At 64.2% G+C, this 25827-nt stretch carries 23 protein-coding genes; 15 read left to right on the top strand and 8 right to left on the bottom strand.

Going from position 1 to position 25827, the window contains the following annotated elements; all coding sequences use genetic code 11:
* Positions 1–96 precede the first annotated feature (96 nt).
* Positions 97–777, top strand: coding sequence for an isochorismatase family protein (locus X742_RS157080; RefSeq protein ID WP_023771949.1), 681 nt, complete (start codon positions 97–99; stop codon positions 775–777).
* A gap of 18 nt (positions 778–795) precedes the next feature.
* The gene (locus X742_RS157085; RefSeq protein WP_023771948.1) at positions 796–1746 is read left to right on the top strand and encodes an alpha/beta hydrolase; all 951 of its coding nucleotides are present in this window, start codon (positions 796–798) and stop codon (positions 1744–1746) included.
* A 19-nt stretch (positions 1747–1765) separates the two neighbouring features.
* Here X742_RS157085 and dnaQ read toward each other — a convergent pair whose 3' ends face one another.
* The 5 genes from dnaQ to X742_RS157110 all read right to left on the bottom strand — a co-directional run bounded on the left by dnaQ (position 1766) and on the right by X742_RS157110 (position 5711).
* Positions 1766–2494 (bottom strand): DNA polymerase III subunit epsilon, encoded by a 729-nt coding sequence (gene dnaQ / locus X742_RS157090; RefSeq protein WP_023771947.1) that lies wholly within the window; start codon positions 2492–2494, stop codon positions 1766–1768.
* Between the two features lie 86 nt (positions 2495–2580).
* On the bottom strand, positions 2581–3162 hold the full coding sequence (coaE, locus tag X742_RS157095) for a dephospho-CoA kinase (RefSeq protein WP_023771946.1): 582 nt from the start codon (positions 3160–3162) through the stop codon (positions 2581–2583).
* Positions 3159–4016, bottom strand: coding sequence for a shikimate dehydrogenase (locus X742_RS157100; RefSeq protein ID WP_023771945.1), 858 nt, complete (start codon positions 4014–4016; stop codon positions 3159–3161). Before X742_RS157100 ends, coaE begins: the two co-directional genes overlap by 4 nt.
* Positions 4009–4608 (bottom strand): Maf-like protein, encoded by a 600-nt coding sequence (locus tag X742_RS157105; protein ID WP_023771944.1) that lies wholly within the window; start codon positions 4606–4608, stop codon positions 4009–4011. Before X742_RS157105 ends, X742_RS157100 begins: the two co-directional genes overlap by 8 nt.
* Positions 4609–4889: 281 nt before the next feature.
* On the bottom strand, positions 4890–5711 hold the full coding sequence (locus X742_RS157110) for a pyruvate, water dikinase regulatory protein (RefSeq protein WP_023771943.1): 822 nt from the start codon (positions 5709–5711) through the stop codon (positions 4890–4892).
* Positions 5712–6115: 404 nt separating this feature from the next.
* Here X742_RS157110 and hemE point away from each other — a divergent pair, with 404 nt between their 5' ends.
* From hemE to rho, 3 genes are all read left to right on the top strand, one after another.
* On the top strand, positions 6116–7147 hold the full coding sequence (gene hemE, locus X742_RS157115) for a uroporphyrinogen decarboxylase (RefSeq protein ID WP_023771942.1): 1032 nt from the start codon (positions 6116–6118) through the stop codon (positions 7145–7147).
* Positions 7147–7683 carry a protoporphyrinogen oxidase HemJ gene (gene hemJ, locus X742_RS157120; protein ID WP_023771941.1) on the top strand — a complete coding sequence of 179 codons (537 nt, stop codon included), beginning with the start codon at positions 7147–7149 and terminating at the stop codon, positions 7681–7683. Before hemE ends, hemJ begins: the two co-directional genes overlap by 1 nt.
* Positions 7684–7848: 165 nt before the next feature.
* The gene (gene rho / locus X742_RS157125) at positions 7849–9114 is read left to right on the top strand and encodes a transcription termination factor Rho (protein WP_015314810.1); all 1266 of its coding nucleotides are present in this window, start codon (positions 7849–7851) and stop codon (positions 9112–9114) included.
* A gap of 58 nt (positions 9115–9172) precedes the next feature.
* Here the strand turns inward: rho and X742_RS157130 are convergent, their stop codons facing one another.
* Complete coding sequence (locus X742_RS157130) at positions 9173–11191, bottom strand: thioredoxin domain-containing protein (protein ID WP_023771940.1); 2019 nt, start codon at positions 11189–11191, stop codon at positions 9173–9175.
* A gap of 72 nt (positions 11192–11263) precedes the next feature.
* On the opposite strand from X742_RS157130, the gene mnmE reads away from it, so the two are divergent.
* The 5 genes from mnmE to X742_RS157155 all read left to right on the top strand — a co-directional run bounded on the left by mnmE (position 11264) and on the right by X742_RS157155 (position 17092).
* The gene (mnmE, locus tag X742_RS157135; RefSeq protein WP_023771939.1) at positions 11264–12592 is read left to right on the top strand and encodes a tRNA uridine-5-carboxymethylaminomethyl(34) synthesis GTPase MnmE; all 1329 of its coding nucleotides are present in this window, start codon (positions 11264–11266) and stop codon (positions 12590–12592) included.
* A 183-nt stretch (positions 12593–12775) separates the two neighbouring features.
* Positions 12776–14659 carry a tRNA uridine-5-carboxymethylaminomethyl(34) synthesis enzyme MnmG gene (gene mnmG / locus X742_RS157140; protein WP_023771938.1) on the top strand — a complete coding sequence of 628 codons (1884 nt, stop codon included), beginning with the start codon at positions 12776–12778 and terminating at the stop codon, positions 14657–14659.
* A complete protein-coding gene (rsmG, locus tag X742_RS157145; protein WP_023771937.1) occupies positions 14656–15288 on the top strand; it encodes a 16S rRNA (guanine(527)-N(7))-methyltransferase RsmG in 633 nt (210 codons plus the stop codon). Before mnmG ends, rsmG begins: the two co-directional genes overlap by 4 nt.
* Before the next feature lie 55 nt (positions 15289–15343).
* A complete protein-coding gene (locus X742_RS157150) occupies positions 15344–16144 on the top strand; it encodes a ParA family protein (RefSeq protein WP_031247876.1) in 801 nt (266 codons plus the stop codon).
* Positions 16145–16210: 66 nt separating this feature from the next.
* Complete coding sequence (locus X742_RS157155) at positions 16211–17092, top strand: ParB/RepB/Spo0J family partition protein (protein ID WP_023771935.1); 882 nt, start codon at positions 16211–16213, stop codon at positions 17090–17092.
* Between the two features lie 405 nt (positions 17093–17497).
* Here X742_RS157155 and holA read toward each other — a convergent pair whose 3' ends face one another.
* Complete coding sequence (gene holA, locus X742_RS157160; RefSeq protein WP_023771934.1) at positions 17498–18541, bottom strand: DNA polymerase III subunit delta; 1044 nt, start codon at positions 18539–18541, stop codon at positions 17498–17500.
* A gap of 295 nt (positions 18542–18836) precedes the next feature.
* On the opposite strand from holA, the gene X742_RS157165 reads away from it, so the two are divergent.
* The 4 genes from X742_RS157165 to lpdA all read left to right on the top strand — a co-directional run bounded on the left by X742_RS157165 (position 18837) and on the right by lpdA (position 24099).
* Complete coding sequence (locus X742_RS157165; RefSeq protein WP_023771933.1) at positions 18837–20069, top strand: 3-methyl-2-oxobutanoate dehydrogenase (2-methylpropanoyl-transferring) subunit alpha; 1233 nt, start codon at positions 18837–18839, stop codon at positions 20067–20069.
* A 3-nt stretch (positions 20070–20072) separates the two neighbouring features.
* A complete protein-coding gene (locus X742_RS157170) occupies positions 20073–21086 on the top strand; it encodes an alpha-ketoacid dehydrogenase subunit beta (protein WP_023771932.1) in 1014 nt (337 codons plus the stop codon).
* A 1-nt stretch (position 21087) separates the two neighbouring features.
* Positions 21088–22413 (top strand): dihydrolipoamide acetyltransferase family protein, encoded by a 1326-nt coding sequence (locus tag X742_RS157175; protein WP_023771931.1) that lies wholly within the window; start codon positions 21088–21090, stop codon positions 22411–22413.
* 288 nt (positions 22414–22701) lie between these two features.
* On the top strand, positions 22702–24099 hold the full coding sequence (gene lpdA, locus X742_RS157180) for a dihydrolipoyl dehydrogenase (protein ID WP_023771930.1): 1398 nt from the start codon (positions 22702–22704) through the stop codon (positions 24097–24099).
* 52 nt (positions 24100–24151) lie between these two features.
* Here lpdA and X742_RS157185 read toward each other — a convergent pair whose 3' ends face one another.
* Positions 24152–25255, bottom strand: coding sequence for a saccharopine dehydrogenase family protein (locus X742_RS157185; protein WP_023771929.1), 1104 nt, complete (start codon positions 25253–25255; stop codon positions 24152–24154).
* A 121-nt stretch (positions 25256–25376) separates the two neighbouring features.
* Here X742_RS157185 and X742_RS157190 point away from each other — a divergent pair, with 121 nt between their 5' ends.
* Positions 25377–25805 (top strand): Lrp/AsnC family transcriptional regulator, encoded by a 429-nt coding sequence (locus X742_RS157190; protein WP_023771928.1) that lies wholly within the window; start codon positions 25377–25379, stop codon positions 25803–25805.
* Positions 25806–25827 lie beyond the last annotated feature (22 nt).

The following is a 25827-nucleotide window of genomic DNA, read 5'->3' as shown; positions in this document are numbered from 1 at the left end:
CGGGGAGGCTTCGGCCGGCCTGCAAGAGTTCCGACAGCCCACGGGACGGAAAGGCGTTGGCTTTCGAACCAGGCGCGCTCGCATGAGACCACTCGCATGAAAAGCCCTATCTCCCTCAAGCGCGGCACGGTGGCCGCCGTGTTCATCGACCTGCAGGAAGAGCACCGGCAGGACAAGCGCTACCTTGTCGAGGGCTACGAAAGAATCCTCGCCAACGTGCAGCGCCTACAGGCGGCGGCGCGGCAAAACCATGTGCCGCTTCATCACTGGGCCTATATCGTCGATCTCGACAGCCAGGACCGGCCCTTTCATCCGGTCGGCGAAGACGGCAAGTCGGCCTTTTCCGACAAGAGCGACCCGCTGACCGAGATCTGCCACGAGGTGGCGCCAGGCAATGGCGAGGCGGTGCTGATCAAGGCCGAGGCCAGCGCCTTCCGCTCCGGTCCGGCTGGCGACCGGCTCAAGGCTTCCGGCATCGAATGGCTTGTCATAGCTGGCGTGTGGACCGAGGCCTGTATCGACGCGTCGGTCAGGGATGCCGTGGCAAGGGGCTTTCGCGTGCTTTTGGTCAAGGATGCCTGCGGCAGCGGCAGCATGGCCATGCACCAGACCGGCATCCTCAACCTAGCCAACCGGCTCTATGGCGGCGCGGTTACCGACACCGGCGGCGCCTGCCGGCTGCTGGCCGGCGAGATGGTCACCGTCTGGCAGGTCGAAGGCTCGGTACCCCTGCGCTTCACTTTTGAAAACGCCGCCCATCTCTATGCCGAGCTTTGACGTGCCCCTCGGACTGAAATGACCAGCCGCGGCAAATACGGACCATGGCTCGACCCGGCGCTCTGGGCCTATATCGACAGCGTCAACGCCTGGTACCCGCCCGAGATCGTCGGCCTGCCGATCGACAAGCAGCGCGCGGTCTATGCCAGGATGTGCCGGGCCTTCCACCAAGGCCGCCCGCCCGGAGTCATGGCCACGGACAGCCTGGTCGCCGCTTCGAGCCATGATATCCCGGTTCGCCGCTACCGGCACGCCGGCGCCACACCGCGCGCGACGGTGCTCTATTTCCACGGCGGCGGTTTCATCCTCGGCGGGCTCGAAAGCCATGACGACATCTGCGCCGAAATCTGCGCCGGCACCGGCTTCGACGTGCTGTCGGTCGGTTACCGGCTGGCACCCGAGCATCTCCACCCGGCCGCCTTCGACGATGCGCTGGTGGCTTTCGAATGGGCGGCAGCGACCAGCGAGTTGCCGCTCTTGCTCTGCGGTGAAAGTGCGGGCGGCAATCTGGCGGCGGCGGTGGCACAGGCCACGCGTCACCATCCGCGCGCCGCGATCGGCCAGGTGCTGATCTATCCCGATCTCGGCGGCAACGAGGCGATCGGCTCCTACGTCGAACACGCCGATGCGCCGTTGCTGTCGACGAGCGACGCCGCCTTCTACCGGGACCTGCGCTCAGCCAGAAAGCAATCGCCCGACGATCCGACCTTCTCGCCGCTGCGCGACCGCGGCTTTTCCGACCTGCCGCCAACGGTGATCGTCACGGCCGAATGCGATCCGCTGTCGTCGGACGGCGAAGTCTATCGCGACCTTGTCCTGGAGGCCGGCGGCAAGGCCTGGTGGCATGAGGAGCCCCGCCTCGTGCACAGTTTCCTGCGCGCCCGCACGACCGTGCCGGCCGCGGCGGAGGCTTTTGCGCGTATCATTGCGGCGGTTGCCGCGCTGGGCCGGAGGGAGTGGCCCTACTGAGGCCGCTCCTCGGATGGTTTTACGAGGACAGCGCCTGGGCTGCTTGCTGGGGGGAGGCTTTCAGCCACAGCGCCTTTTCGCCGAGCGTCGCGACCATGGCGGCGTGCGCCATGCGCTCCGCTTCGGTCAGGCGCGGCACAAGCGGCGCCGGGCGCTCGGCAACGATGATCTCGATATGCCTGACATTGTTGCCGCCCTGGGCCGGCGCGGTGGCGCTGTCGAGGATCAGTGCGGCCTGCTTGCCGCCGATCAGCTCGATATAGACCTCTGCCAGCAATTCGGAATCGAGCAGGGCGCCGTGCTTGGTCCGCTTGGTATTGTCGATGCCGTAGCGCCGGCACAGCGCGTCGAGCGAATTGGGTCCCATCGGGTGCTTGCGGCGCGCCAGAGCCAGCGTATCGACGACAAGCCCGTTATCGACAGGCGGATGACCGAGCCGGCCAAATTCGACATTGAGGAAGCCGATATCGAAGGTGGCGTTGTGGGCGACCAGCTTGGCGCCTTCCGTGAATTTCAGCCATTCCTCGGCGATTTCGGCGAAGCTCGGCATGCCCGCGAGATCGGCCGCGCTGATGCCGTGCACGGACTGCGCCTCGGCATGGATCGCGCGGCCTTGCGGGTTAATATAATGATGGAAGGTCCTGCCGGTCGGAAAGCGATTGACCAGCTCGACGCCGCCAAGCTCGATGACGCGGTCGTCGCGCGAATCGAGGCCGGTGGTTTCCGTATCGAAAATAATCTCGCGCATCGAATCAGGTTGCTCCTGGGAGCAGAATCGTCAGGCCGGAACAAAATGGCAATGGGCAATGCTGACGGCCTGCGTCAGGAGCCGACTTATCCCTTGATTTCGGCAATGACCGAAGCAACCGCCGCACGCGCGGCGTCCAGCCCCTCGCCGGTGTCGATGACGAAATCGGCCAGCCGGCGCTTTTCGGCATCCGGCACCTGCTTGGCCAGAATCGACGCCAGTTTTTCCTCGCTCATGCCAGGCCGCGCCAGCACGCGCCGGCGCTGGACTTCGGCCGGCGCCGTCACCACGACGACCTTGTCGACGCGGCCACGGCCGCCCGTTTCGAACAGCAGCGGGATGTCGAGGACCACGAGCGATTCGCCTGCGTCGAGATGCCTGGCCAGGAAGGCATCGGCATCGGCACGGACCAGCGGGTGGACAATGGCCTCGAGTTTTTTCATGGATGCCGCATCGCCGAGCACACGGGCGCCGAGCTTCGCGCGGTCGACGCTTCCGTGAACCGTGGTGCCTGGAAAGGCGGCCTCGACCAGGGGGGCCGCCTTGCCGGCATAGAGGCGGTGCACCGTCTCGTCGGAATCATGCACCGGCACGCCTGCTTCGGCGAACATCCCGGCCGTGGTCGACTTGCCCATGCCGATCGATCCGGTGAGGCCGAGCACGATCATGGTTTCGGCGCCGGAGATTTGGGCACCAGATCGGCAACGATGAGTGAGCGCAGTTCAGCCGTCACCTTCGGCCTGACGCCGAACCAGCGTTCGAAGCCGGGCACCGCCTGGTTGAGCAGCATGCCGAGCCCGTCGACCGTCTTCAGCCCTCGTGCCCGTGCGGCGGCGAGCAGGGGGGTCTCGAGCGGCACATAGACGATGTCGTTGACCACCGCGTGGTCGGGCAGCAGTCTGGGGTCGGCGGGCAGACCCTCATTGCCCTGCATGCCCAGCGCAGTTGTGTTGACCAGCAGGCCGGCGTCGCGCAGCAATTCGCCGGTCGCGGCCAGGGGATGCGCCGACACCCCGCCGCCAAAGCGGTCGCGCAACTCCATTGCCCGGGCGAGCGTGCGATTGACGATGCGGATGTCGCCGACGCCGCGCTCCTTCAGCGCATGGATGACGGCACGGGAGGCGCCGCCGGCACCCAGCACCACGGCCGGGCCGTTGGACGCCCAGCCCGGAGCGTGGTCGTCGAGATTGGCGGCAAAGCCATGGCCGTCGGTGTTGCCGCCCCACAAAGTGCCGTCCTCGAACCACAGCGTGTTGACGGCGCCGATCTCGTCGGCCGCATGGTCGCGGCGCGCGACCCTGGCAAAAGCCGCCTCCTTGTGCGGGATGGTGACGTTGCCGCCGCGATAACCGTTCGCCTGCAGGGTCGCCAGGAATTCGGCGAAGTATTCGGGCGCGACATCGATCGCCCGATAACTGCCTTCAATGCCATGCTTGACCAGCCAGTGACCGTGGATCATCGGCGAGCGCGAATGTTTTATGGGGTGGCCGGTGACGAAGGCCTTTTTCGAGGTTTCAGCCATCGATGGCTCCCAGTGCGCGCAGCTCCGCCAGCAACGGCAGCAGCGGCAGGCCGACAATGGTAAAATGGTCGCCTTCGATTTTTTCGAACAGCTGGATGGCTTCTCCCTCGACCTGGTAGGCGCCGACACTCGACAACGCCTTGACGCCGACACGGGCCAGATGCCGGCCGACGAAGGCGGGGTCGAGCTTGCGCATGGTCATCGAGGCGATGCCGACATGGCGCCACAGCACCTTGCCGTCGCGCACCAGCACGGCGGCGCTGTTGAGCTGATGGGTCTTGCCCGACAACGCCAGGAGATGGCGGCGCGCGCCCTCCATGTCGGCCGGCTTGTGGAACACCTCGTCACCGAGCGACAAGGTCTGGTCGCAGCCAAGCACCAGTGCCCCGGGCCTGCGCTCGCTGACGTCGGTGGCCTTTGCTTCGGCGAGCACCAGGGCGACGTCCTCGGGCGAGGCGCCGCTGTCCTGCAAGGGTGCTTCCAGCGCCCGCTCGTCCAGCGTCGCGGGAACCGGCTCGATGTCGACGCCGGCATGGACCAGCATCGCCTTGCGGAACGGGCTGCCTGAAGCGAGGATGATTTTTTCCGTCATTTTTGCACTCGGGCACAGACATAGGCGCGGTTGGAGTGTGAGCTGTTTTACTCGTTAAAGTTAGCGCCGCCCTCATTGTCCTGCCGGACATTTCTCCCCGCATAGAGACAGGGAGAAGGGGCAGCTTCAACGTGGGCTCTCTCTTCGGCCACGCTGGTGATTGGCGAAACCATCGACGACATGGCCCCTCTCCCCGTCTCTATACGGGGGAGGATGCCGGCAGGCAGGTGAGGGGCGGCGCCGACCCTCCGCGGCAAGCCTCGGAAAACCTCTTGGCTGATCTATCGCGTCTTTCCCCGCAGGGCAACGATCGCCGCCGCCGTTTCCTCGATCGAGCGGCGGCTGACGTCGATCATCGGCCAGCCGTGTCGGGTGCAGATCTGGCGGGCATAGGCGAGTTCCTCGTTGATGGCGGCGCGGTCGACATACTCGGTCGGCACATAGGTGCTCGAATTGCCAAGGATGCGGTTCTGGCGCACATGCGAGATGCGCTCGGCGGTGGCGATCAGACCGACGACCAGCGGCGCCCTGGCGTTGACAAGGCTTTCGGGCACCGGCACGCCGAGCACGATCGGGATGTTGGCGGTCTTGATGCCGCGATTGGCGAGATAGATGCTGGTCGGCGTTTTCGAGGTGCGTGAAATGCCGATCAGCACCACATCGGCGTCATCCATGTTTGCCGGCAGCTGGCCATCATCATGGTCCATGGTGAAGTTGAGCGCATCGATGCGCCGGAAATATTCGGCGTCGAGAACATGCTGGGCGCCGACGCGGCGGCCGGCCGGCGTTCCGAGATAGGACTGGAAGACAGTCAGCACGGGCTCCAGCACGGACACGCAGGGCAGGCCCATGGCCGCGCAGCGTTCGTCGATGCCATGCGCCAGCTTCTGGTCGACCACCGTGTAGAGGATGATGCCCGGCTCCTCCTCTATGTCCTCGAAGACCTTGGCTATCTGCTTTTCGGTGCGGATGAGCGGGTAGATGTGTTCGATGGCGCGTGCATCCTTGTATTGCGCTGACGCCGCGCGGCCGGCGGCGAGCAGGGTTTCGCCCGTGGCATCGGAAATCAGATGCAGGTGGAAGAAGCTCTGGGGTTTGTTCACAGGGATCACCTGGGGCTGTGGGCGGATGTGGATAAGATCGGACCGGCAGGCATGCCGGCCGGAGGCGACTGTATCAGATGCCGGTTTGTCCACAATTCGATGCGCTGTCAGCTTCTCCGGGCGGCTGGGGACAAGTCCGTGGACGAGGAGTTTTGCCGTTTGACTGTCCACAGGGCAGGCCTCGAGGGCATCTGACCTAGCGCATTGACTCCAATGGCGGATTCCTGATTGTCCCCAGAACCCTGCCAGTCGCGGTAGGGAATGCGCGACAATATGCTTGCTGGCGTTTTGGCGGCCAAAGCGGGACAGGTGACAACCACCACAACCAACAGACTCTTAGAATCAGAAGACTCTTTTANAATAAGATATTTGATTAAGAGGAAGCCGGGAGAGGCGAGCGCTCGATGCGTGCAAGACGGATCATGCTGGATGTGCTGAAAGGCGAGGCGGTGTTTCCTCCTCCGCTCTGGATGATGCGACAGGCCGGGCGCTATCTGCCGGAATATCGTGAGACGCGAAGACGGGCCGGCTCGTTCCTTGATCTCTGCTACGACCCCGACCTTGCCGTGGAAGTGACGCTGCAGCCGATCGAGCGCTTTGGCTTCGACGCTTCGATCGTGTTTTCGGACATCCTTGTCGTTCCCCATGCGCTTGGTCGCGATGTGCGCTTCGAGGAAGGGCGTGGGCCGTTGCTGACGCCGATTTCGGCGGCCGAGATTCCGGCGCTGGGAAGCGACATGTTTCACGTGAATCTCGAACCGGTCTACGAGACGCTTCGCCGGCTGCGGGTGAAATTGCCCGACGAGACGACGCTGATCGGCTTCTGCGGCGCCCCGTGGACGGTCGCGACCTATATGATCGCCGGCCACGGCACCCCCGACCAGGCGCCGGCGAGGCTGTTCGCCTACCGCGAGCCGGCGGCGTTTAGGCAGTTGCTGAAAGTGCTCGCCGACCATTCGGCGTCCTACCTGATCCGGCAGATCGAGGCCGGCGCGGACGTTGTGCAGATTTTCGATTCCTGGTCGGGCGTGCTCGACGATGCGTCCTTCGAACGCTTCTGCGTCGAGCCGGTGGCCGAGATCGTCAGGCAGGTTCGGGCGGTCCATCCCGACGTGCCGATCATCGGTTTTCCCAAGGGCGCCGGCGCCCGCTATCAGAGCTATCGCGAGAAGACCGGCGCGACGGGGCTGGGCATCGACTGGACGGTGCCGCTGGAGGCCGCGAAGGCGTTGCAGCGGCAAGGCGCCGTCCAGGGCAATCTTGACCCCTTGCGGCTGGTCGCCGGCGGGCAAGCGTTGGCGGATGGCGTCGAAGCGATCCTCCAGGCGCTGGGGAATGGGCCGCTGATCTTCAATCTCGGCCACGGCATCACGCCGGAGACGCCGGTGGCGCATGTCGAGGCGATGGTAAAACAGGTTCGGAGCGCGGCACGCTGATGGCTGACAGAGATAACACCAACAGCGCCGGCCAAGCGATGAAGCGCATGGTCGTTGGCATTGCTGTCCTGATCGTTCTCACCGCGCTTTTGTTTTTCTTCGCGCCGGAAAGCTTCTACCCCTGGGCAAAGGCGATCCATATCCTCGCCGTCATCTCCTGGATGGCTGGGATGCTTTATCTGCCGCGGCTGTTTGTCTATCACGTCGATGCGCCGAAAGGCTCCGTGCAGTCGGAGACTTTCAAGGTGATGGAGCGGCGTCTGCTGCGCGGCATCATCAATCCGGCGATGATCCTCACCTGGGTCTTCGGGCTGTGGCTGGCCTGGAAGATCTTTGCGTTCCAGGGCGGCTGGCTGCATGCCAAGATCGGCCTTGTGCTGATTTTGTCCGGTGTTCATGGTTATCTGGCGGCCGCGGTGCGTAAATTCGCCGAGGACCGCAACGAAAAACCAGCAAGACACTGGCGGATCGTCAACGAGATCCCCACATTGCTGATGATCGCAATCGTGATCCTGGTCGTCGTGAAGCCCTTCTGAGGCTTCATCGGACCCGCTCAAAAGGCGGCTTGCTCTTTCAGCCGACCGACGATACAAGACGGGTCTTCCTTCCCGTCATGCGCCGCCCGTCATTGCTTTCGGCCGCGCCCGGCATTTGTCGCATCCCGCCGATCTTTCCCCCAAAGCCTACCCAGAGTCCGTCTAATGCAAGAAATGAAACTCACCGAGTTCAAGAACAAGAAGCCGCCAGAGCTGATCGCTTATGCCGAATCGCTCGAGGTCGAGAACGCCAGCGTCATGCGCAAGCAGGAACTGATGTTCGCTATCCTGAAGAAGCTCGCCGCCCAGGACATCGAGATCATCGGTGACGGCGTGGTCGAGGTGCTGCAGGACGGTTTCGGCTTCCTGCGCTCCGCCAATGCCAACTATCTGCCAGGGCCCGACGACATCTACATTTCGCCGTCGCAGATCCGGCGCTTTTCGCTGAAGACCGGCGATACGGTCGAAGGACCGATCCGCAGCCCGAAGGAGGGCGAGCGCTATTTCGCGCTGCTCAAGGTCAACACGATCAATTTCGACGATCCCGAAAAGATCCGCCACAAGATACACTTCGACAATCTGACGCCGCTCTATCCGACCTCGCGGCTGAAGATGGAGGTCGACAATCCGCCCGGCAAGGACATATCGCCTCGCGTGATCGACCTGGTGGCGCCGATCGGCAAGGGCCAGCGCGCGCTGATCAACGCACAGCCGCGTACCGGCAAGACGGTGCTGTTGCAGAACATCGCGCACTCGATTACCGCCAATCATCCGGAATGCTACCTGATCGTGCTGCTGATCGACGAGCGTCCCGAGGAAGTCACCGACATGCAGCGTTCGGTCAAGGGCGAAGTCATCTCCTCGACCTTCGACGAGCCTGCGGTGCGCCACGTCCAGGTCGCCGAAATGGTCATCGAGAAGGCCAAGCGGCTGGTCGAGCACGGCCGCGATGTAGTGATCCTTCTTGATTCGATCACTCGGCTGGGCCGCGCCTACAACACCGTCGTGCCGTCCTCCGGCAAGGTGCTGACCGGTGGTGTCGACGCCAACGCGCTGCAGCGCCCGAAGCGTTTCTTCGGCGCCGCGCGCAACATCGAGGAAGGCGGCTCGCTGACCATCATCGCCACCGCGCTGATCGACACAGGCAGCCGCATGGACGAAGTCATCTTCGAAGAGTTCAAGGGCACCGGCAACTGTGAAATCCAGCTCGACCGCAAGGTGGCCGACAAGCGTATCTATCCGGCCATCGACATCCTCAAGTCCGGCACCCGCAAGGAAGACCTGCTGGTGTCGCGCCAGGACCTGCAGAAGATCTTCGTGCTGCGCCGCATTCTGGCGCCGATGGGAACCACCGACGCGATCGAGTTCCTGATCGACAAGCTGAAGCAGACCAAGACCAACGGCGATTTCTTCGATTCGATGAACACGTAATCGAGGCGCGGCAGGGCCTTCTCCTCGTCATCCTCGGGTCAAGCCGGGGATGACGGGATCACTTTCGCCGCAACAATCCTTCCAATTCATCGGCATCCGTCACCATCGGCAGGCAGACCTGACCGGTGCACAGCCAAGCGCCGCGCCGGTTGGTCGGCGGCAGGATTCCGCCGGGCAGCAACGGTCGATTCGCCGCCGTACCGATTGGCACGGCGATATCGACGCGGCGCGGATCCGGGTTTCGATTCGCCACCGGAACGAGCTTCGGATCCTCCAGCTCGTCCACGATGACCAGTTTCAACGGCTCGACGGCAAGCGCACAGGCATTGACGATACCCGCCTGGCCATAGGCCTGCTGCGCGGCGCGGCCGGCGGCATGCTCGGCGGTTTTCCACGCCTTCTCCTGCAAGGCGAGACTGCCAATAATAGAAGCGAGCCGGACCTGGGCCTCGATGATCTGGCTGGTGGCTGAGGGGATGGCCTCGTCGACATCGCCCCTGATGCGGATCGGCACATCGGTGGTGTCCGAGGCGGTCAGATAGTAGCCTTTGCCTTCCGTGTCGGCGTGCCAACGGTCGAGCTGTTCAAGGAACCGGCCGGCCTGGTCGACATAGCTCCAGTCATCAGTGGCTTCGAACAGCGAGATCGCCGCGTTGGTCATGGCGGCATAGTCGCTCGACAGTGCGGGAAACAGCTTCCGGACGCCAAGCATGGAGTGCGGCAAGCGACCGTCGCGGCCGGCTTTGCCGATATGGGCAAAGGCCTTGGCCGCGGCCTCGATCCAATCCGGCCGCGCCAGCGAACGACCCGCCTCGGCGATGGCGGAGATCATCAGGCCGTTCCAGTCGGTAAGGGTCTTTGCGTCCAGGCCCGGCCTGACGCGTTGTTCGCGGACAGCGAGAAGCCTTGCCTTGAGCGGGACAAGCCGTTCCCGGTCGGCAACACCAAGCGCCTGCTGGGAGAGGGTCTGATGGATCACCGGCTTACCTTCCCAACCGGGCGGGCTGGAGAGAGTGAAGTACTTGAAAAACCAGACTGATTCGTCCCCCAGAACGGATTCGATCTCCTCCCTGCTCCAGGTGTAGAACAGACCTTCCTCACCATCGCTGTCGGCATCGAGACTGGCGGCAAAGGCGCCGCCTTCGACGCGCATTTCGCGCAGAAGCCAGCCGACCGTATCCTCGATTCGGAACCGGAACAAATCGTTGCCGGTCGCCGCGAGAGCCCAGTTGCAGAAGCGGATGAGCTGCGCGTTGTCGTAGAGCATTTTCTCGAAATGCGGCACCAGCCATTCGGCGTCCGTCGAGTAGCGGCTGAGCCCACCGCCAATGTGATCGTGGATGCCGCCGCTGAGCATATGTTCGAGGCTGACGAGGACATCGTCGCGATGTGCGGTATTGCCGTCGCGCAGCCAGGACAGCCACAGCGTCTGCATGAACGGCGCGTTCGGGAATTTCGGCGCGCCGGCGAGGCCGCCGCGATCGCGGTCGATCATGCCACCGACGCGGCCGGCGAGGTCGGACAGCGTATCGCGATCGAGAACCGCCTTGGAATGCGTGGCCGAGAGCCGCGCCTCGACATGCGAGGTCAGGCCGTCGGCGCTCTGGTGCAGGCTTGCCCTTTTTTCCCGCCAGGCCTTGTCGACCGCTTCCATCACCTGGATGAACCCGGGACGGCCATAGCGCGGCTGGCGGGGGAAATAGGTGCCGCCCCAGAACGGCTTGCCCTCGGGGGTCAGGAACATGGTCAGCGGCCAGCCACCTTGCTCGCCCATCGAGGAGAGGGCCGCCATATAGATCTGGTCGATGTCGGGTCGCTCCTCGCGGTCGACCTTGATATTGACGAACAGACGGTTCATGACGGCGGCTACGTCGTCATTCTCGAAGCTTTCATGGGCCATGACATGGCACCAGTGGCAGGCGGCATAGCCGATGGAGAGCAGGATAGGCCTGTCCAGCGCTTTTGCCTCCGCCAGCGACGCCGGTGACCATCCGCGCCAATGCACGGGGTTGCCGCTGTGCTGCTGCAGATAGGGGCTGGCCTCTTCGGCAAGCAGGTTTTGCGCGGGCAATGTCACAATGGCCAACTTTCAGGAGCGATACGGGGCGGTGACGAGGCGAAAGCTAGGGCGGTTCGGTAGAGCGGGCAAATGATTTCAGGCGATTCGATCGTGGCGCTGTCGAGCGGCAGGCTTCCGGCCGGCGTTGCGGTGTTGCGCATATCCGGCCCCAATACTCGATTCGTGGTCGAAACGATTGCCGGCGGCATGGTTAAGGCGCGGTCCGCGGTCCTGCGCAGGTTCAGGGCTCCAGATGGAACCGTGCTCGATAACGGCTTGGTTCTGTTCTTTCCCGGTCCGGCGAGCTTCACCGGCGAGGATGTCGCCGAGTTCCATGTTCATGGCGGGCGCGCCGTGGTGGCCAGGATGCTGGAAACGATCGCTGGATTCGACGGCGTCAGGCATGCCGAGCCCGGAGAATTCACGCGCCGCGCCTTCTTCAACGGCAAGGTCGATCTGGTCGAGACGGAGGCGCTGGCCGACCTCGTCAATGCGGAGACCGAAGCGCAGCGGCGTTTCGCCATCCTGAACGCCGGGGGCGCACAGAGCGCACTCTATCTCGGCTGGCGGCGGCGGCTGATCCATGCGCGGGCCATGATCGAGGCCGAGATCGACTTCGCCGATGAAGACGATGTACCGGGTTCCGTTTCGGACGCGGTTTGGTCTGACGCAAGGTCGATGATATCGGAGATCGACCGCCACATTGCCGGCTTCCATGCCGCCGAGATCATCCGGGACGGCTTCGAAGTCGTCATTCTCGGTGCGCCCAATGCCGGCAAGTCCAGCCTGTTCAATGCCTTGGCGCGGCGCGATGCCGCTATTGTAACGGATGAACCCGGCACGACCCGAGATTTGCTGGAGGTTGTTCTAGATCTCCGGGGCCTGCGTGTCCGACTGACCGACACCGCCGGCCTGCGAGAAGCGCCCGGCAAGATCGAGACGATCGGCATCGAGAAGGCAAGAGCGAAGGCGGATCGCGCCGATCTGCTGCTGCTGCTCGAGGATGCCGCGAACCCCAAGGACACCGGCCCACTGTCGATGTCTGCCCCATCATTGCGCGTCGGCACCAAGCTCGACTTGCTCGATAAGAGAGCGCCCCACTATTTAGCTGGGCGGTACGAGTTCGGCATATCCGTGATCGACGGAACGGGCGTGGAGGGATTGCTGGCGGAGATCGGTCGCCGCGCTGCCGAGGCGGCCGGCGAGGCCGGCGATATCTTGCCGTCGCGGCTCCGCCATGTCGAGTTGCTCGATGCGGCGAACCGGCATCTGCACCGTGCCGCCGATGAACGCATGGCCCAGGAATTGCGCGCCGAAGAGCTGCGCCTGGCAGCGGAACGCCTGGGACGCATCGTGGGCGCGGTGGACGTAGAAGACTTGCTCGACGTGATCTTTTCCCAGTTCTGCATCGGCAAATGACTCACGTGAAACATGATGCTTCTGCTGATTCACGTGAAACAAGTAGGCGGCGATTCACGTGAAACGCAGATAGAGAGGCGGGTTTCGCTGTTTCACGTGAAACGCCGCGCGGAGTTTTCTTGACAGTCCCGCGTCGCGGGGACATGTGTCGCTCATCTTCTTTGAGTTCGGGACCAATATAGAATGACCGATCACTATGATGTGGTTGTGGTGGGCGGCGGCCATGCGGGTTGCGAGGCGGCCAGCGCCGCCGCGCGCGCTGGCGCCAGGACCGCGCTGGTGACGCTGCGTTTCGAGACGATCGGCGTGATGTCGTGCAACCCTGCCATCGGCGGGCTCGGCAAGGGGCATCTTGTGCGCGAGATTGACGCCATGGACGGGCTGATGGGCCGCGTGGCGGACGCCGCCGGCATCCAGTTCCGCCTGCTCAACCGCCGCAAAGGCCCGGCGGTGCGCGGCCCTCGCACGCAGGCCGACAGAAAACTTTATCGCCTTGCCATGCACGAAGCGATTCGGCAGCAGAACGATCTGGAGGTTGTGGAGGGTGAGGTTCTCGATTTCGAGATCTCCGATGGAAAGATCGCCGCGGTTCTCCTGGCCAACGGGCGGCGGCTTGTCTGCGGCGCCGTGGTGCTGACGACGGGAACCTTCCTGCGCGGACTCATTCATATCGGTGAAAAGAAGATTGTCGCTGGCCGCATGAACGAGAAGGCCAGCATGGGCCTGTCGGAGACCATGCACCGCGCCGGCTTCAAGCTCGGGCGACTGAAGACCGGCACGCCGCCGCGACTGGACGGACGAACCATCGAGTGGGTGTCGCTGGGAAGCCAGGCGGCGGACGAGAATCCCGTACCGTTCTCACTGATGACCGACCGTATCGTGACGCCGCAGATCGATTGCGGCATCACCCGCACCACGCCAGCCACGCATGATTTGATCCGCGCCAATCTTGGCCGGTCGGCCATGTATTCCGGCTCGATCGAAGGGGTTGGGCCGCGTTATTGCCCGTCGATCGAGGATAAGATCGTCAAGTTCGGCGACCGGGACGGACATCAGATCTTTCTGGAGCCGGAAGGGCTCGACGACCACACCGTCTATCCCAACGGCATTTCGACTTCGCTGCCGGAAGACGTTCAGCTGGACATACTGAAGACCATTCCTGGTTTGGAGCATGCGGTCATGCTGCAGCCTGGCTATGCCATCGAATATGATCATGTCGATCCGCGCGAACTGCATCCCACACTTGAGACCCTGCGCGTTGCCGGACTTTTTCTCGCCGGGCAGATCAACGGCACGACGGGCTACGAAGAGGCCGCCGGGCAGGGCCTGCTCGCCGGCCTCAATGCAGCGCGGCGGGCGGCGGGCGGCGCACCGATCGTGCTCAGCCGTACCGAGGCCTATATCGGCGTGATGGTCGACGACTTGACCAGTCGCGGCATCAGCGAACCCTATCGGATGTTCACTTCGCGGGCCGAGTTTCGACTCTCGCTGCGCGCCGACAACGCCGATGAGCGGCTGACGCCGCTGGCGCAGACGCTGGGAATCGCCTCGGCGCGGCGGATGCAGCGCTATGACGATGTCATGCAGCGGCTGGATGAAGCGCGCCGGATGGCGCTTTCGCTGACCATGACGCCGAACGAGGCGGCACGGCACGGTTTGGAGATCAATCACGATGGCGTGCGCCGGTCCGGCTTTGAATTGCTGGCATATCCCGGTGTCGATGTGGCTTGGCTCGCCGGGGTCGAGCCGAAATTTCACGACGTCGATGCCAAGACTGCAGAACGTCTTGAAACTGAAGCGAAATATTCGGTTTATCTCGATCGCCAGAGCACGGATGTGGCGCAGATCCGACGTGAAGAGGCCCGGCTGATCCCGGACACGGTCGATTTTGCCGGCGTGCCCGGTCTGTCCAATGAGCTGAAGCAGAAAATGCAGGCGCGGCGGCCGTGCTCCATCGCGGAGGCGCAGCGCATGGAAGGCATGACACCGGCGGCGTTGGCGATCATCATCGCGCATGTTCGGCATTGGGAATCGGTGGAGAATGCCGAGCAGAGGGATGTTGCGTGAGTTCTTTCTCCCGCGACCGCCTGCAGGAGGCCGCCGGCCCGGTTTCACGTGAAACATTCGATCGCCTGGTGGCGTTTGAAGCGATGTTCCAGAAATGGAACCGCAGCATCAATCTCGTGGCGCAGTCGACCTCGGGCGATGTCTGGCAGCGCCACATCGTGGACAGCGCGCAACTTGCTGGGATAGAGCCCCATGCCACGCACTGGGCTGACATCGGTTCTGGTGGCGGATTTCCCGGGCTCGTCATGGCCTTTCTGCTCGGCGATCGCCCGGGCGCCAGCATCGATCTGGTCGAAAGCAATCGCAAGAAAGCTTCGTTCCTGCAGACGGTCGTCGGCCAGTTCGGCTTGCCGGCACGGGTCGTGGCGCGACGAATCGAGGATAGCCATGTTGTTGTTTCGAAGCCGGAAATCGTCACGGCGCGGGCGCTGGCACCGCTTTCGGTGCTGCTGGACCTGTCGGCGCCATGGCTGACCTCGGGCGCGCGGGCGCTGTTCCACAAAGGCCGGGATTACCGCGCCGAAGTGCAAGAAAGCGTTAACCGGTGGACCTTCGATCTGGTAGAACATCCAAGCGTGACCGACGCCAGCGGCGTCATTCTCGAATTGTCCAATGTGCGGCCTGTCTGAACCCAGACCGGTCTGATTGTTTGGCGACCCAAAGATGAATCTCTGGCATAGATCCATGATGAAGAACGGCCCTCGAATCATCACCGTAGCCAACCAGAAAGGCGGTGTCGGCAAGACCACCACCGCCATCAACCTGGCCACCGCGCTGGCGGCAATCGGTGAGAAAGTGCTGATCGTAGACCTCGACCCGCAAGGCAATGCCAGCACCGGCCTCGGCATCGACCGCAAGGACCGGACGGTTTCGTCCTATGACGTGCTGACGGGCGAACTGGACCTGGAGGCCGCCGCCATTCCGACCGCGGTGCCCGGCCTTTCCATCGTGCCTTCGACGCTGGACCTGCTCGGCATCGAGATGGAGATCGCCTCGGCGCCGGACCGGGTGCTCAAGCTGCGCAATGCGCTGCGTGCCGCGACCGAGCGCGGGGCGCCCTTCGGCTATGTGCTGATCGATTGTCCGCCCTCGCTCAATCTTTTGACTTTGAATTCAATGGCGGCAGCCGACTCTGTTCTCGTGCCGCTGCAATGCGAGTTCTTCGCGCTGGAGGGTCTCAGCCAGTTGCTCGAAACCGTCGAGCAGGTTCGCAGCTCGATCAATCCCGATCTTACTATCCAGGGCATTGTGCTGACCATGTATGATGGTCGCAACAATCTCGCCAACCAGGTGGTGCAGGACGTGCGCGAGCATATGGGCGACAAAGTCTATGAGACGATCATTCCGCGCAATGTGCGGGTGTCGGAAGCCCCCTCCTATGGCAAGCCGGCGATTCTCTATGACCTGAAATGCTCGGGCAGCCAGGCCTATCTGCAATTGGCCTCCGAAGTGATCCGCCGCGAGCGCAAATTGCGCGCCGCTTGACCAGATCCAGTGCATACTACGAGCCGATTCGATACCGAAACGACCTGAAATAGACGTGGAATAAAGATGAGCGAAGATCTCTCAAGGAAAAGACTGGGTCGCGGACTGGCAGCACTGATCGGCGAGATCGATCGGCCGGCTGCCCCGGAAAAGCCCGGCATGAGCGCGGACGGCAAGGTGCCGATCGAGTTCATCAGCGCCAACCCGAAAAATCCGCGCCGGCATTTCGGCGATGCCGAACTGACCGATCTTGCCCAGTCGATCCGCGAACATGGCGTGGTGCAGCCGGTCGTGGCACGGCCCTCGCCGACGCAGGCCGGCCGCTATGAGATCATTGCCGGCGAGAGGCGCTGGCGGGCCGCGCAGCGCGCCGGGCTGACCGAGATTCCGGTCATCATCCGCGACGTCAACGACCGCACCGCGCTCGAGCTGGCGATCATCGAGAACGTCCAGCGCGCCGACCTCAACGCGGTCGAAGAAGCGCAGGGTTACCAGCAACTCATCGACGACCATGGCTACACCCAGGCCGATCTCGGCCAGGTCATCGGCAAGAGCCGCAGCCATGTCGCCAATACATTGAGACTGTTGAAGCTGCCCGACGTGATCCGCGACATGCTGGTCGACGGCGCGCTGTCGGCGGGCCACGCCCGCACGCTGGTGACGGCGGAGGATCCGGCCGGCCTCGCCAAGCGCATCGTCGAGGAGGGACTTTCGGTGCGTCAGGCCGAAGCGCTGGCGCAGATGCCGGCCGTCGCCAGTTCCAACGGCACCAAGCCAGCCGCGCCAGCCGAAAAGGACGCCGACACGCTGGCGCTGGAAAAGCTGCTCACCGACACGACCGGCATGATTGTGTCGATCGACCACAAGGGCAAGGGCGGGGTGCTGCGGGTCGCCTATCGGAGCCTGGAACAGCTGGACGAGCTGTGCAGGCGGCTGAAGCAGGATTAAAACGTTTAGCCGGCAAATTATGCGGCTTTATTCCCCGCGATCGGTGCAGCCCTCATCCCCCTGCCGGGACCTTCTCCGCGTATAGAGACGGGGAGAAGAGGCTGGCTGCGACGCCGGCGCCTTCTGTGGCGCTGGCGATTTGGCGAAAGCAGCGAGAAGAGCATCCCTCGCCGTTTACGGGGAGAGGATGCCGGCAGGCAGGTGAGGTCAGCGCCGGCGGAAATCAGCTTGGCGCGGGGCGTGGGCCCAATTGAGATAGGCCGGCGGGACAGCGCCCCTCTGCCTTGCTGGACCCCCCTTCGCTGGTCGCTCCGGGCGTTCGTCGTTTCGGAAAGCCAAGCAATTGGCTTCCCGTCCGCGACGCGGATCACTCCGAACCCCCACAAGGGGGAGACTGGCCGCTTTCTACCGCTGTCCCAGCCTGGCGCTCTCCACCGCGATTCCCAGCAGCGCCTGCCTTGCCAGCGCGACGGACAGGTCCGGGCGTCGCCGCGTCTGCAGCACGGCCTGATGCAACCGGGCCAGCGCGCGGCCGAGCGCTTCGCTGTTCCAGCGCTCCAGGGTCTTCTCCACCAGCTTGCGCCTGGAGAAAAAGACCGGCGGGCGCGCGGCGGCAACGACGGAAGCGGCGTTGCGGCCGCCGGTCTCCATTTGGCCGCGCATGACCTGGATCTGCTGTAACTGCCGCATGGCCGAGGACAGCACCTGGAAGGGCTGCCCGCCGCCCTGGCAGTGGCGCGTGAAAGCGGTGTCGAAATCGCCGACCTTGCCTTCGAGCAGCGCGTCGACAGCGTCGTCGTAAGAGGCGCCGGACACGTCGCCGGACATGGCTCTCACCTCTTCCAGCCCGATCTCCTTCTGGCCGTGGGCGTAGAGGACGAGTTTTTCGATCTCGCCGCGCGAGGCCAGCCGGTCGCCACCGAGATTGCGGCGCAGCGCCTGCCGCGCCTCCAGCGTCATCGACATGCCGGCCTTGCGCAGTTCGTCGTCGATGACGGTGTCGATGTCCCTCGCCTCGTCGGCGTAGCAAGGCAGCGCCATGGCATTGTCGGCGCCCTCGACCACGGCGCGCAGCCCGACGCCTTTCTTCAAATCGCCGGCTTCAATGAGAATGATGGCGTCCCGCACCGGCTCCGCCGTCAGCGCCTTGACGTCGTCGGCCAGTGCCCTCTGGCCGCTGGCATTGCGCACCCAGAGCAGCCGCCGGTCGGAAAACATTGGCACGGTGCGGGCCTCGTCGAGCAGGCGGCCCTCGTCGCGATCGACCTCGGAACCCTCGAGCCTGACCACCGAGAATGGGTCGTCGAGCGGAAGGCCGGTCTTTCCGGCAAAGGCCTTGGCCCGCTCGGAGACAAGGCCGCGATCGGGGCCATAAAGCAGGACGATCGAGATGCGCGGATCAGGCCGCGCCAGCCAACCGTCGACCTCATATGCCTTCTTCTGTGCCATGGAGGGTGGTTAGCATGATGCTGGGAGGGAGTGAACGTCTTCCTGCTCGGATCGCCAACGTCGGCGAACCCCAAGTCCAGCACCAATCACCTTCTCTTGCGGCAACCAGCGCGGAACCATACGCAAATTGCGCGCGGCTGCCCAACATCGACAAGAAATTTCTCGGACATATCTTCATCTTGAACGCGGGAAGCCGGATCGGCCGGCGCGGCTGGAACCGACACCCCCACGCATTCGCACTGGCGGCGCGGATATGCAAATATCCCACCCAGGCAACATTGGAGGACTCGAGGTCATGGCCGATGCTGGGATGTTGCGGTTTCACGTTCCGGAGCCGGAAGTGCGGCCGGGCGGGACGCCTGATTTCTCCAATGTGACCATCGCCGAGGCCGGCTCCGTGCCACGCCCCGACATCGATGTCGATCCGCGCATCATCCGCGACATGGCGTTTTCGATCATCCGGGTGCTGAACCGCAATGGCGAGGCCGTCGGGCCGTGGGCCGGGCTGCTTTCCAGCGAGGAATTGCTGGAGGGCCTGCGCAACATGATGACGCTGCGGACGTTCGATGCGCGCATGCAGATGGCGCAGCGCCAGGGCAAGACCTCCTTCTACATGCAGCATCTGGGCGAGGAAGCGGTGAGCTGCGCCTTCCGCAAGGCGCTCAGCCCCGGCGACATGAATTTCCCGACCTATCGCCAGGCCGGCCTGCTCATCGCCGACGGCTATCCGATGGTCACGATGATGAACCAGATCTATTCCAACGAGGCCGATCCGCTGAAGGGCCGGCAGCTGCCGATAATGTATTCGTCTAAGGAGCACGGCTTCTTCTCGATCTCGGGCAATCTGGCGACGCAGTACATCCAGGCGGTCGGCTGGGCGATGGCGTCGGCGATCTCCAACGATTCCAGGATCGCCGCGGCCTGGATCGGCGACGGCTCGACGGCGGAATCCGATTTCCATTCGGCGCTGGTGTTCGCCTCCACCTACAAGGCGCCGGTGGTGCTCAACGTCGTCAACAACCAGTGGGCGATCTCGACTTTTCAAGGCATCGCGCGCGGCGGTTCCGGCACCTTCGCGGCCCGGGGGCTCGGCTTCGGCATCCCGTCTCTGCGCGTCGACGGCAATGACTATCTGGCGGTACACGCGGTGGCCAAATGGGCGGCGACAAGGGCGCGGGAGAATCTTGGGCCGACGTTGGTCGAATACGTCACCTACCGCGCCGGCGCGCATTCGAGCTCGGACGATCCCTCCGCCTACCGGCCGAAGACCGAGTCCGACGCCTGGCCGCTGGGTGACCCGGTCGTGCGGCTGAAGAACCATCTCATCAAGCTCGGTGTCTGGTCGAACGAACGGCATGCGCAGGCCGAGGCCGAAATCCTCGATACGGTGATCGCGGCGCAGAAGGAAGCGGAAAGCCACGGCACGCTGCATGCCGGCGGCAAGCCGTCGACGCGCGAGATGTTCGAAGGTGTGTTTGCCGAGATGCCGCCGCATCTCAGGCGCCAGCGCCAGCAGGCGGGAGTCTGAGCCATGCCAAGACGGACCATGATCGAGGCCATTCGCGACGCCATGGACGTGTCGATGGAGCGCGACGACAAAGTCGTCGTGTTCGGCGAGGATGTCGGCTTCTTCGGCGGCGTTTTTCGCGTCACGCACGGGCTGCAGGCCAAATACGGCAAGAGCCGTTGCTTCGACGCGCCGATCAACGAATCCGGCATTGTCGGCTCGGCCATCGGCATGGCCGCCTATGGTTTGAAGCCGTGCGTGGAAATTCAGTTTGCCGACTACATGTATCCGGCCTACGACCAGCTGACGCAGGAAGCGGCGAGGCTGCGCTACCGCTCGAACGGCGATTTCACCTGCCCGATCGTGGTCCGCATGCCGACCGGCGGCGGCATTTTCGGCGGCCAGACGCATAGCCAGAGCCCGGAAGCCTTGTTCACCCATGTGTCGGGCCTGAAGACGGTGGTGCCGTCCAACCCGCATGACGCCAAGGGGCTTTTGATCGCGGCGATCGAGGATCCCGACCCGGTGATCTTCCTGGAGCCGAAGCGGCTCTACAACGGCCCGTTCGACGGCCATCATGACCGGCCGGTGACGCCGTGGTCGAAGCATGAGCTCGGCGAAGTCGCCGACGGCCATTACACAGTGCCGCTCGGCAAGGCCGCCATCCGCAGGGCGGGCGGGGCGGTCACGGTGCTCGCCTACGGCACCATGGTTTATGTCGCCCAGGCGGCGGCCGAGGAGACCGGCATCGACGCCGAAATCATCGATCTCAGGACGCTGCTGCCGCTCGATCTCGACACGATCGTGGCTTCGGTCAAGAAGACCGGCCGCTGCGTCGTCGTGCACGAGGCGACGCTGACCTCGGGTTTCGGCGCCGAGCTTTCGGCGCTGGTTCAGGAAAACTGCTTTTACCACCTGGAGGCGCCTGTGGCCCGCGTCGCCGGCTGGGACACGCCCTATCCGCATGCGCAGGAGTGGGAGTATTTTCCCGGTCCCGCGCGTGTCGGCCGCGCCTTGCTTGAAACCATGGAGGCCTGACATGGGCGAGCACATCATCAAGCTGCCCGATGTCGGCGAGGGTGTGGCCGAGGCCGAGCTCGTCGAATGGCATGTGAAGATCGGCGACATCGTGCGCGAGGACACGGTGCTCGCCGCCGTGATGACCGACAAGGCGACGGTCGAAATCCCGTCGCCCGTCGATGGCGAGATCCTGTGGCTCGGCGCCGAGATCGGCGACACGGTGGCGATCGGTTCGCCCATAGTGCGGCTGAAAGTAGCGGGCGATGGCAATGTGAAAGCCGGCAAAGTGGCTGAACCGGCGACCGGGGCGGAGCCGCCCGCCAGGCTGCCGAGCCCGAAGCCCGAAGCCGCCTCGCCACCCAAGCCGGCAAAGCCCGCCGAGACACCGGCGAAACCCGCATCGTCGTCGTCTGCGCCGAAAACCGTGACACGCCCCTCGGCTTCGGGCGCGCCGCGTCCGGAAGGCGAAAAGCCGCTGGCCTCCCCGGCTGTTCGCCTGCGGGCGAACGAGGCGGGCATCGACCTCAGGCAAGTTTCAGGCAGCGGCCCGGCCGGTCGCATCGGCCATGAAGACATCGAGGCCTTCCTGGCGCGCGGCCCGCAAGCGGCCAGGGCACCCGGCCTCGCCTGCAACGATGCGGTCGAGGACATCAAGCTGGTCGGCTTGCGGCGCAAGATCGCCGAGAAGATGACGCTGTCGAAGTCGCGTATCCCGCACATCACCTATGTCGAGGAGATCGACGTCACGGCGCTCGAGGAACTGCGCGCCGCGCTCAACAAGGAAAAGCGTGCCAAGGGAGGCGCGGAGAGGCCGAAGCTGACCTTGCTGCCGTTCCTGATGCGGGCCATGGTCAAGGCGATCGCGGACCAGCCGCAGCTCAATTCCCTGTTCGACGACGAGGCCGGCATCATCCACCAGCATGGCGGCATCCATATCGGCATCGCCGCGCAGACTCCGTCGGGACTGGTGGTGCCTGTCGTCAAGCATGCCGAGGCGCGCGACGTCTGGGACTGTGCCGCCGAGGTCGCCAGGCTGGCCGAGGCTGCGAAGTCGGGAACGGCGACACGTGACGAGCTGTCCGGCTCGACCATCACCATCACCTCGCTCGGCGCCATGGGGGGTATGGCGACGACGCCCGTGATCAACCACCCCGAAGTGGCGATTGTCGGCGTCAACAAGATGATGGTGCGGCCGGTTTGGGACGGCACGGGGTTCATTCCGCGCAAGATGATGAACCTGTCGTCGAGCTTCGACCACCGCGTCATCGACGGCTGGGACGCGGCGGTGTTCATCCAGCGGATCAAGGCGCTGCTGGAGACGCCGGCGCTGATATTCGTGGATTGAGGATTATTTAATGCGTTCTCAGCGTGTTTCCCAGTCGCTTTACATTGAGCGCCGCGCTGCCCCTCATTGCCCCGCCGGGCATTTCTGCCCGTATAGTGACGGGGAGAAAGACGTTGTCATCGAGGGTTTCGCCAATCACCAGCGTTGCAAAGAGAAGGCCGGCGTTGCGGCCAGCTCGCTTCTCCCCGTCACTATACGGGGAGAAGGTGCCGGTAGGCGGAAGAGGGGCAGCGCTAGGCCGGATGGGAGGGCGTCACCGGCAGTTTTCACCAGAAGGACGCTGCCAACATGAAGGAAATCTCCTGCAAGCTGCTCGTCATCGGCGCCGGTCCGGGCGGCTATGTCTGCGCCATTCGTGCGGGACAGCTCGGCGTCGATACGGTCATCGTCGAGGCTGCGAAGCCCGGCGGCACCTGCCTCAATGTCGGCTGCATCCCGTCCAAGGCGCTGATCCACGCGGCGGAGGAATTCGAGAAGGTGTCGCACATGGCCGGCGGCAACAGCCCGCTCGGTATTTCGGTCACCGCACCGGTGCTCGATCTGGCCAGGACCATCGCCTGGAAGGACGGCATCGTCAGCCGGCTCAACAGCGGTGTCGCCGGCCTGCTGAAGAAGGCCGGGGTGAAGACCGTGCATGGCTGGGCGAGGTTTCGCGACGGCAAGACCGTCGAGGTCGAGACCGAGACCGGAAGCCAGGTGATCCGGGCCGAGACGATCGTGATCGCCACCGGCTCGGCGCCGGTCGAATTGTCTTTTCTTCCCTTTGGCGGGCCTGTGATCTCGTCCACGGAGGCGCTGGCCCTGAGTGAGGTTCCCAAGAAACTCGCTGTCGTCGGTGGCGGCTATATCGGGCTCGAACTCGGCATGGCCTTCGCCAAGATGGGCTCCAGGGTCACCGTGGTTGAAGCCTTGCCGCGCGTGCTGGCGCAGTATGACGCGGAGCTGACCCGGCCTGTCGTCAAGCGGCTTGCCGCGCTCGGCGTCGAGGTGATGCTGGGCGCCAAGGCCAAAGGGCTATCGACAGACGGCGATGCCCTGCTGGTCGAGACATCGGACGGCAAGAGCACCAAGGTCGCCGCGGACAAGGTGCTGGTGACGGTCGGCCGCAAGCCGGTGACGGAAGGCTGGGGGCTCGACCAGATCGATCTCGACAGGGCCGGAAAGTTCATCCGTATCGACGACCAGTGCCGGACCTCGATGCGCGGCGTCTTCGCCATCGGCGACGTCACCGGCGAGCCGATGCTGGCGCACCGGGCGATGGCGCAAGGCGAAATGGTCGCGGAGATCGTCGCCGGCCACAAGCGCAGCTGGGACAAGCGCTCGATCCCGGCCGTCTGCTTTACCGATCCCGAGCTGGTGACGGCGGGTCTGTCGCCCGAAGAGGCCAAGGCGCAGGGCGGCGAGATCAAGATCGGCCTGTTTCCATTCGCCGCCAATGGCCGCGCCATGACGAAGCTCGGCGAAGACGGCTTCGTCCGCGTCGTGGCGCGCGCCGACAATCACCTGGTGCTCGGCATCCAGGCGGTCGGGCAAGGCGTGTCGGAACTGTCGGCGGTGTTTGGGCTGGCGCTGGAAATGGGGGCACGACTGGAAGATGTCGCTGGCACCATCCATGCCCATCCGACGCAAGGCGAAGGTTTCCAGGAAGCTGCGCTCAAGGCGCTCGGGCACGCCCTGCATATTTGAGCGGGCTGTGGGGCCTACCCCTTGGAAGGATACGGCGGCGCCCCTACGCCGCTCACCCCGCAAGCCGGCTCACCATGTCATGCTGCGCGTAGGCCCGGCCGAAACGGTTGGCCAGAAATGCATCTAGTGCGATGTCTTCCTGCCTGACGAAGCCGGTCGCCGGCAGCGATCCGTCCGCCAGCATGTCGAGCACGGCGCAGATGCCAGACGCGGTGGTGATCTGGATGGCGCTGCGCACCTCTTGACCGATGCGCCGGGAATAGATCTTGTTGGCGTAGGTCTCCTGCAGCAGACGGCCGTTCCTGCGGCCGGAGACGGTGACGAAGACGATGACCACGTCCTGCAGCGTCGCCGGCAGGGCGCTTTCGAAAATATCCTTCAGCACGTCGCGGCGATGACGCAGGCCAAGGTCGTTGAGCAGCGCCTTCATGATCGCTGCGTGGCCGGGATAGCGGATGGTGCGGTAGTTCAGCGTGCGTACCTTGCCCTTCAGCGTCTCGGCCAGCGTGCCGAGGCCGCCGGAGGTGTTGAACGCCTCGTAGGTGACACCGTCGAGCGAAAACTCCTCGCGCTCCTCCAGCGGCGGCACTTCGACCAGCTCGCCCTCGACGATCGCCTCGCAAGGCTCGCAATATTCGTTGATGACGCCGTCGGTGCTCCAGGTCAGATTGTAGTTCAGCGCATTGGACGGGTATTGCGGCAGCGCGCCGACGCGCATGCGCACGCTTTCCAGCGTGTCGAAGCGGCTGGCGAGATCATTGGCGACGATCGAGATGAAGCCGGGCGCCAACCCGCATTGCGGGATGAAGGCGCTCTTGGCGTCGCGCGCCAGTTCCTTGACGCGGCGCGTCGAGACGACATCCTCGGTGAGATCAAGATAGTGCACGCCAGCACTTGCCGCCGCCTCGGCGATGCGCGTGGTGAGATGGAAGGGGGCGGCGCTCAGCACCGCGAACTTGCCGGCGAGCGCTGCTTCAAGCGCACCGGGCGCCGCGATGTCGAGTTCCAGCGTCTCCACGCCGGCTGGGACTTCCGCCGCGGCGAGCTGCGCCGCCGAGCGGTCGAGGAGGGTGACCTGATAGTCTCCCGTCCCGGCAAGCATTTCGGCGATGGTCGAGCCGATCTTGCCGGCCCCGACGATAACGATCTTGTTCATGATCAAATTCCCCTGCGATCCGTGTTCGCGGAAATCATCGCAACTTGCCTGTCGAAAGGAAGCATGGAATTCTGCAAACTGAACCCAATCTTTTGCCGATCCGCCGAAGGATTTCGTCGAAATGCTCAGTGATGCCGAACAGGCCCTGCTCTCGCTGCTGCGCGCCAACGCGCGCGCCTCGACGGCCGAACTGGCGCGGCGGCTCGGCGTGTCGCGCACTACGGTGCAAAGCCGAATCGAGCGGCTCGAGCAGCGCGGCATCATCACCGGCTATGGCGCCCGGCTGGCGCCGGACTATGAGCAGGGGCTGGTCAGGGCGCATGTGCTGCTCACCGTAACGCCCAAGCTGGCTGACAAGGTGGTGCGCAGCCTGCAGGCGCTGCCGCCGGTCAGAACGCTGCACTCCGTCAGCGGCAATTTCGACATGATCGTCATCGTCGACGCGCCGTCGATCCGCGACCTCGACACGCTGCTCGACCAGATCGGCGCCATGGAGGGCGTGGAGCGGACATCGTCGTCGATTATTTTGTCGACGCGCATCGACCGCTGAATGGACTTTCAAGCTGGTTTGG

This window comes from Mesorhizobium sp. LNHC229A00 (genome assembly GCF_000502415.1).
In the GTDB taxonomy this organism is placed as follows: domain Bacteria; phylum Pseudomonadota; class Alphaproteobacteria; order Rhizobiales; family Rhizobiaceae; genus Mesorhizobium.
The sequence above is the reverse complement of the archived record's forward strand: the minus strand, read 5'-3'. Positions and strand labels throughout refer to the sequence as shown.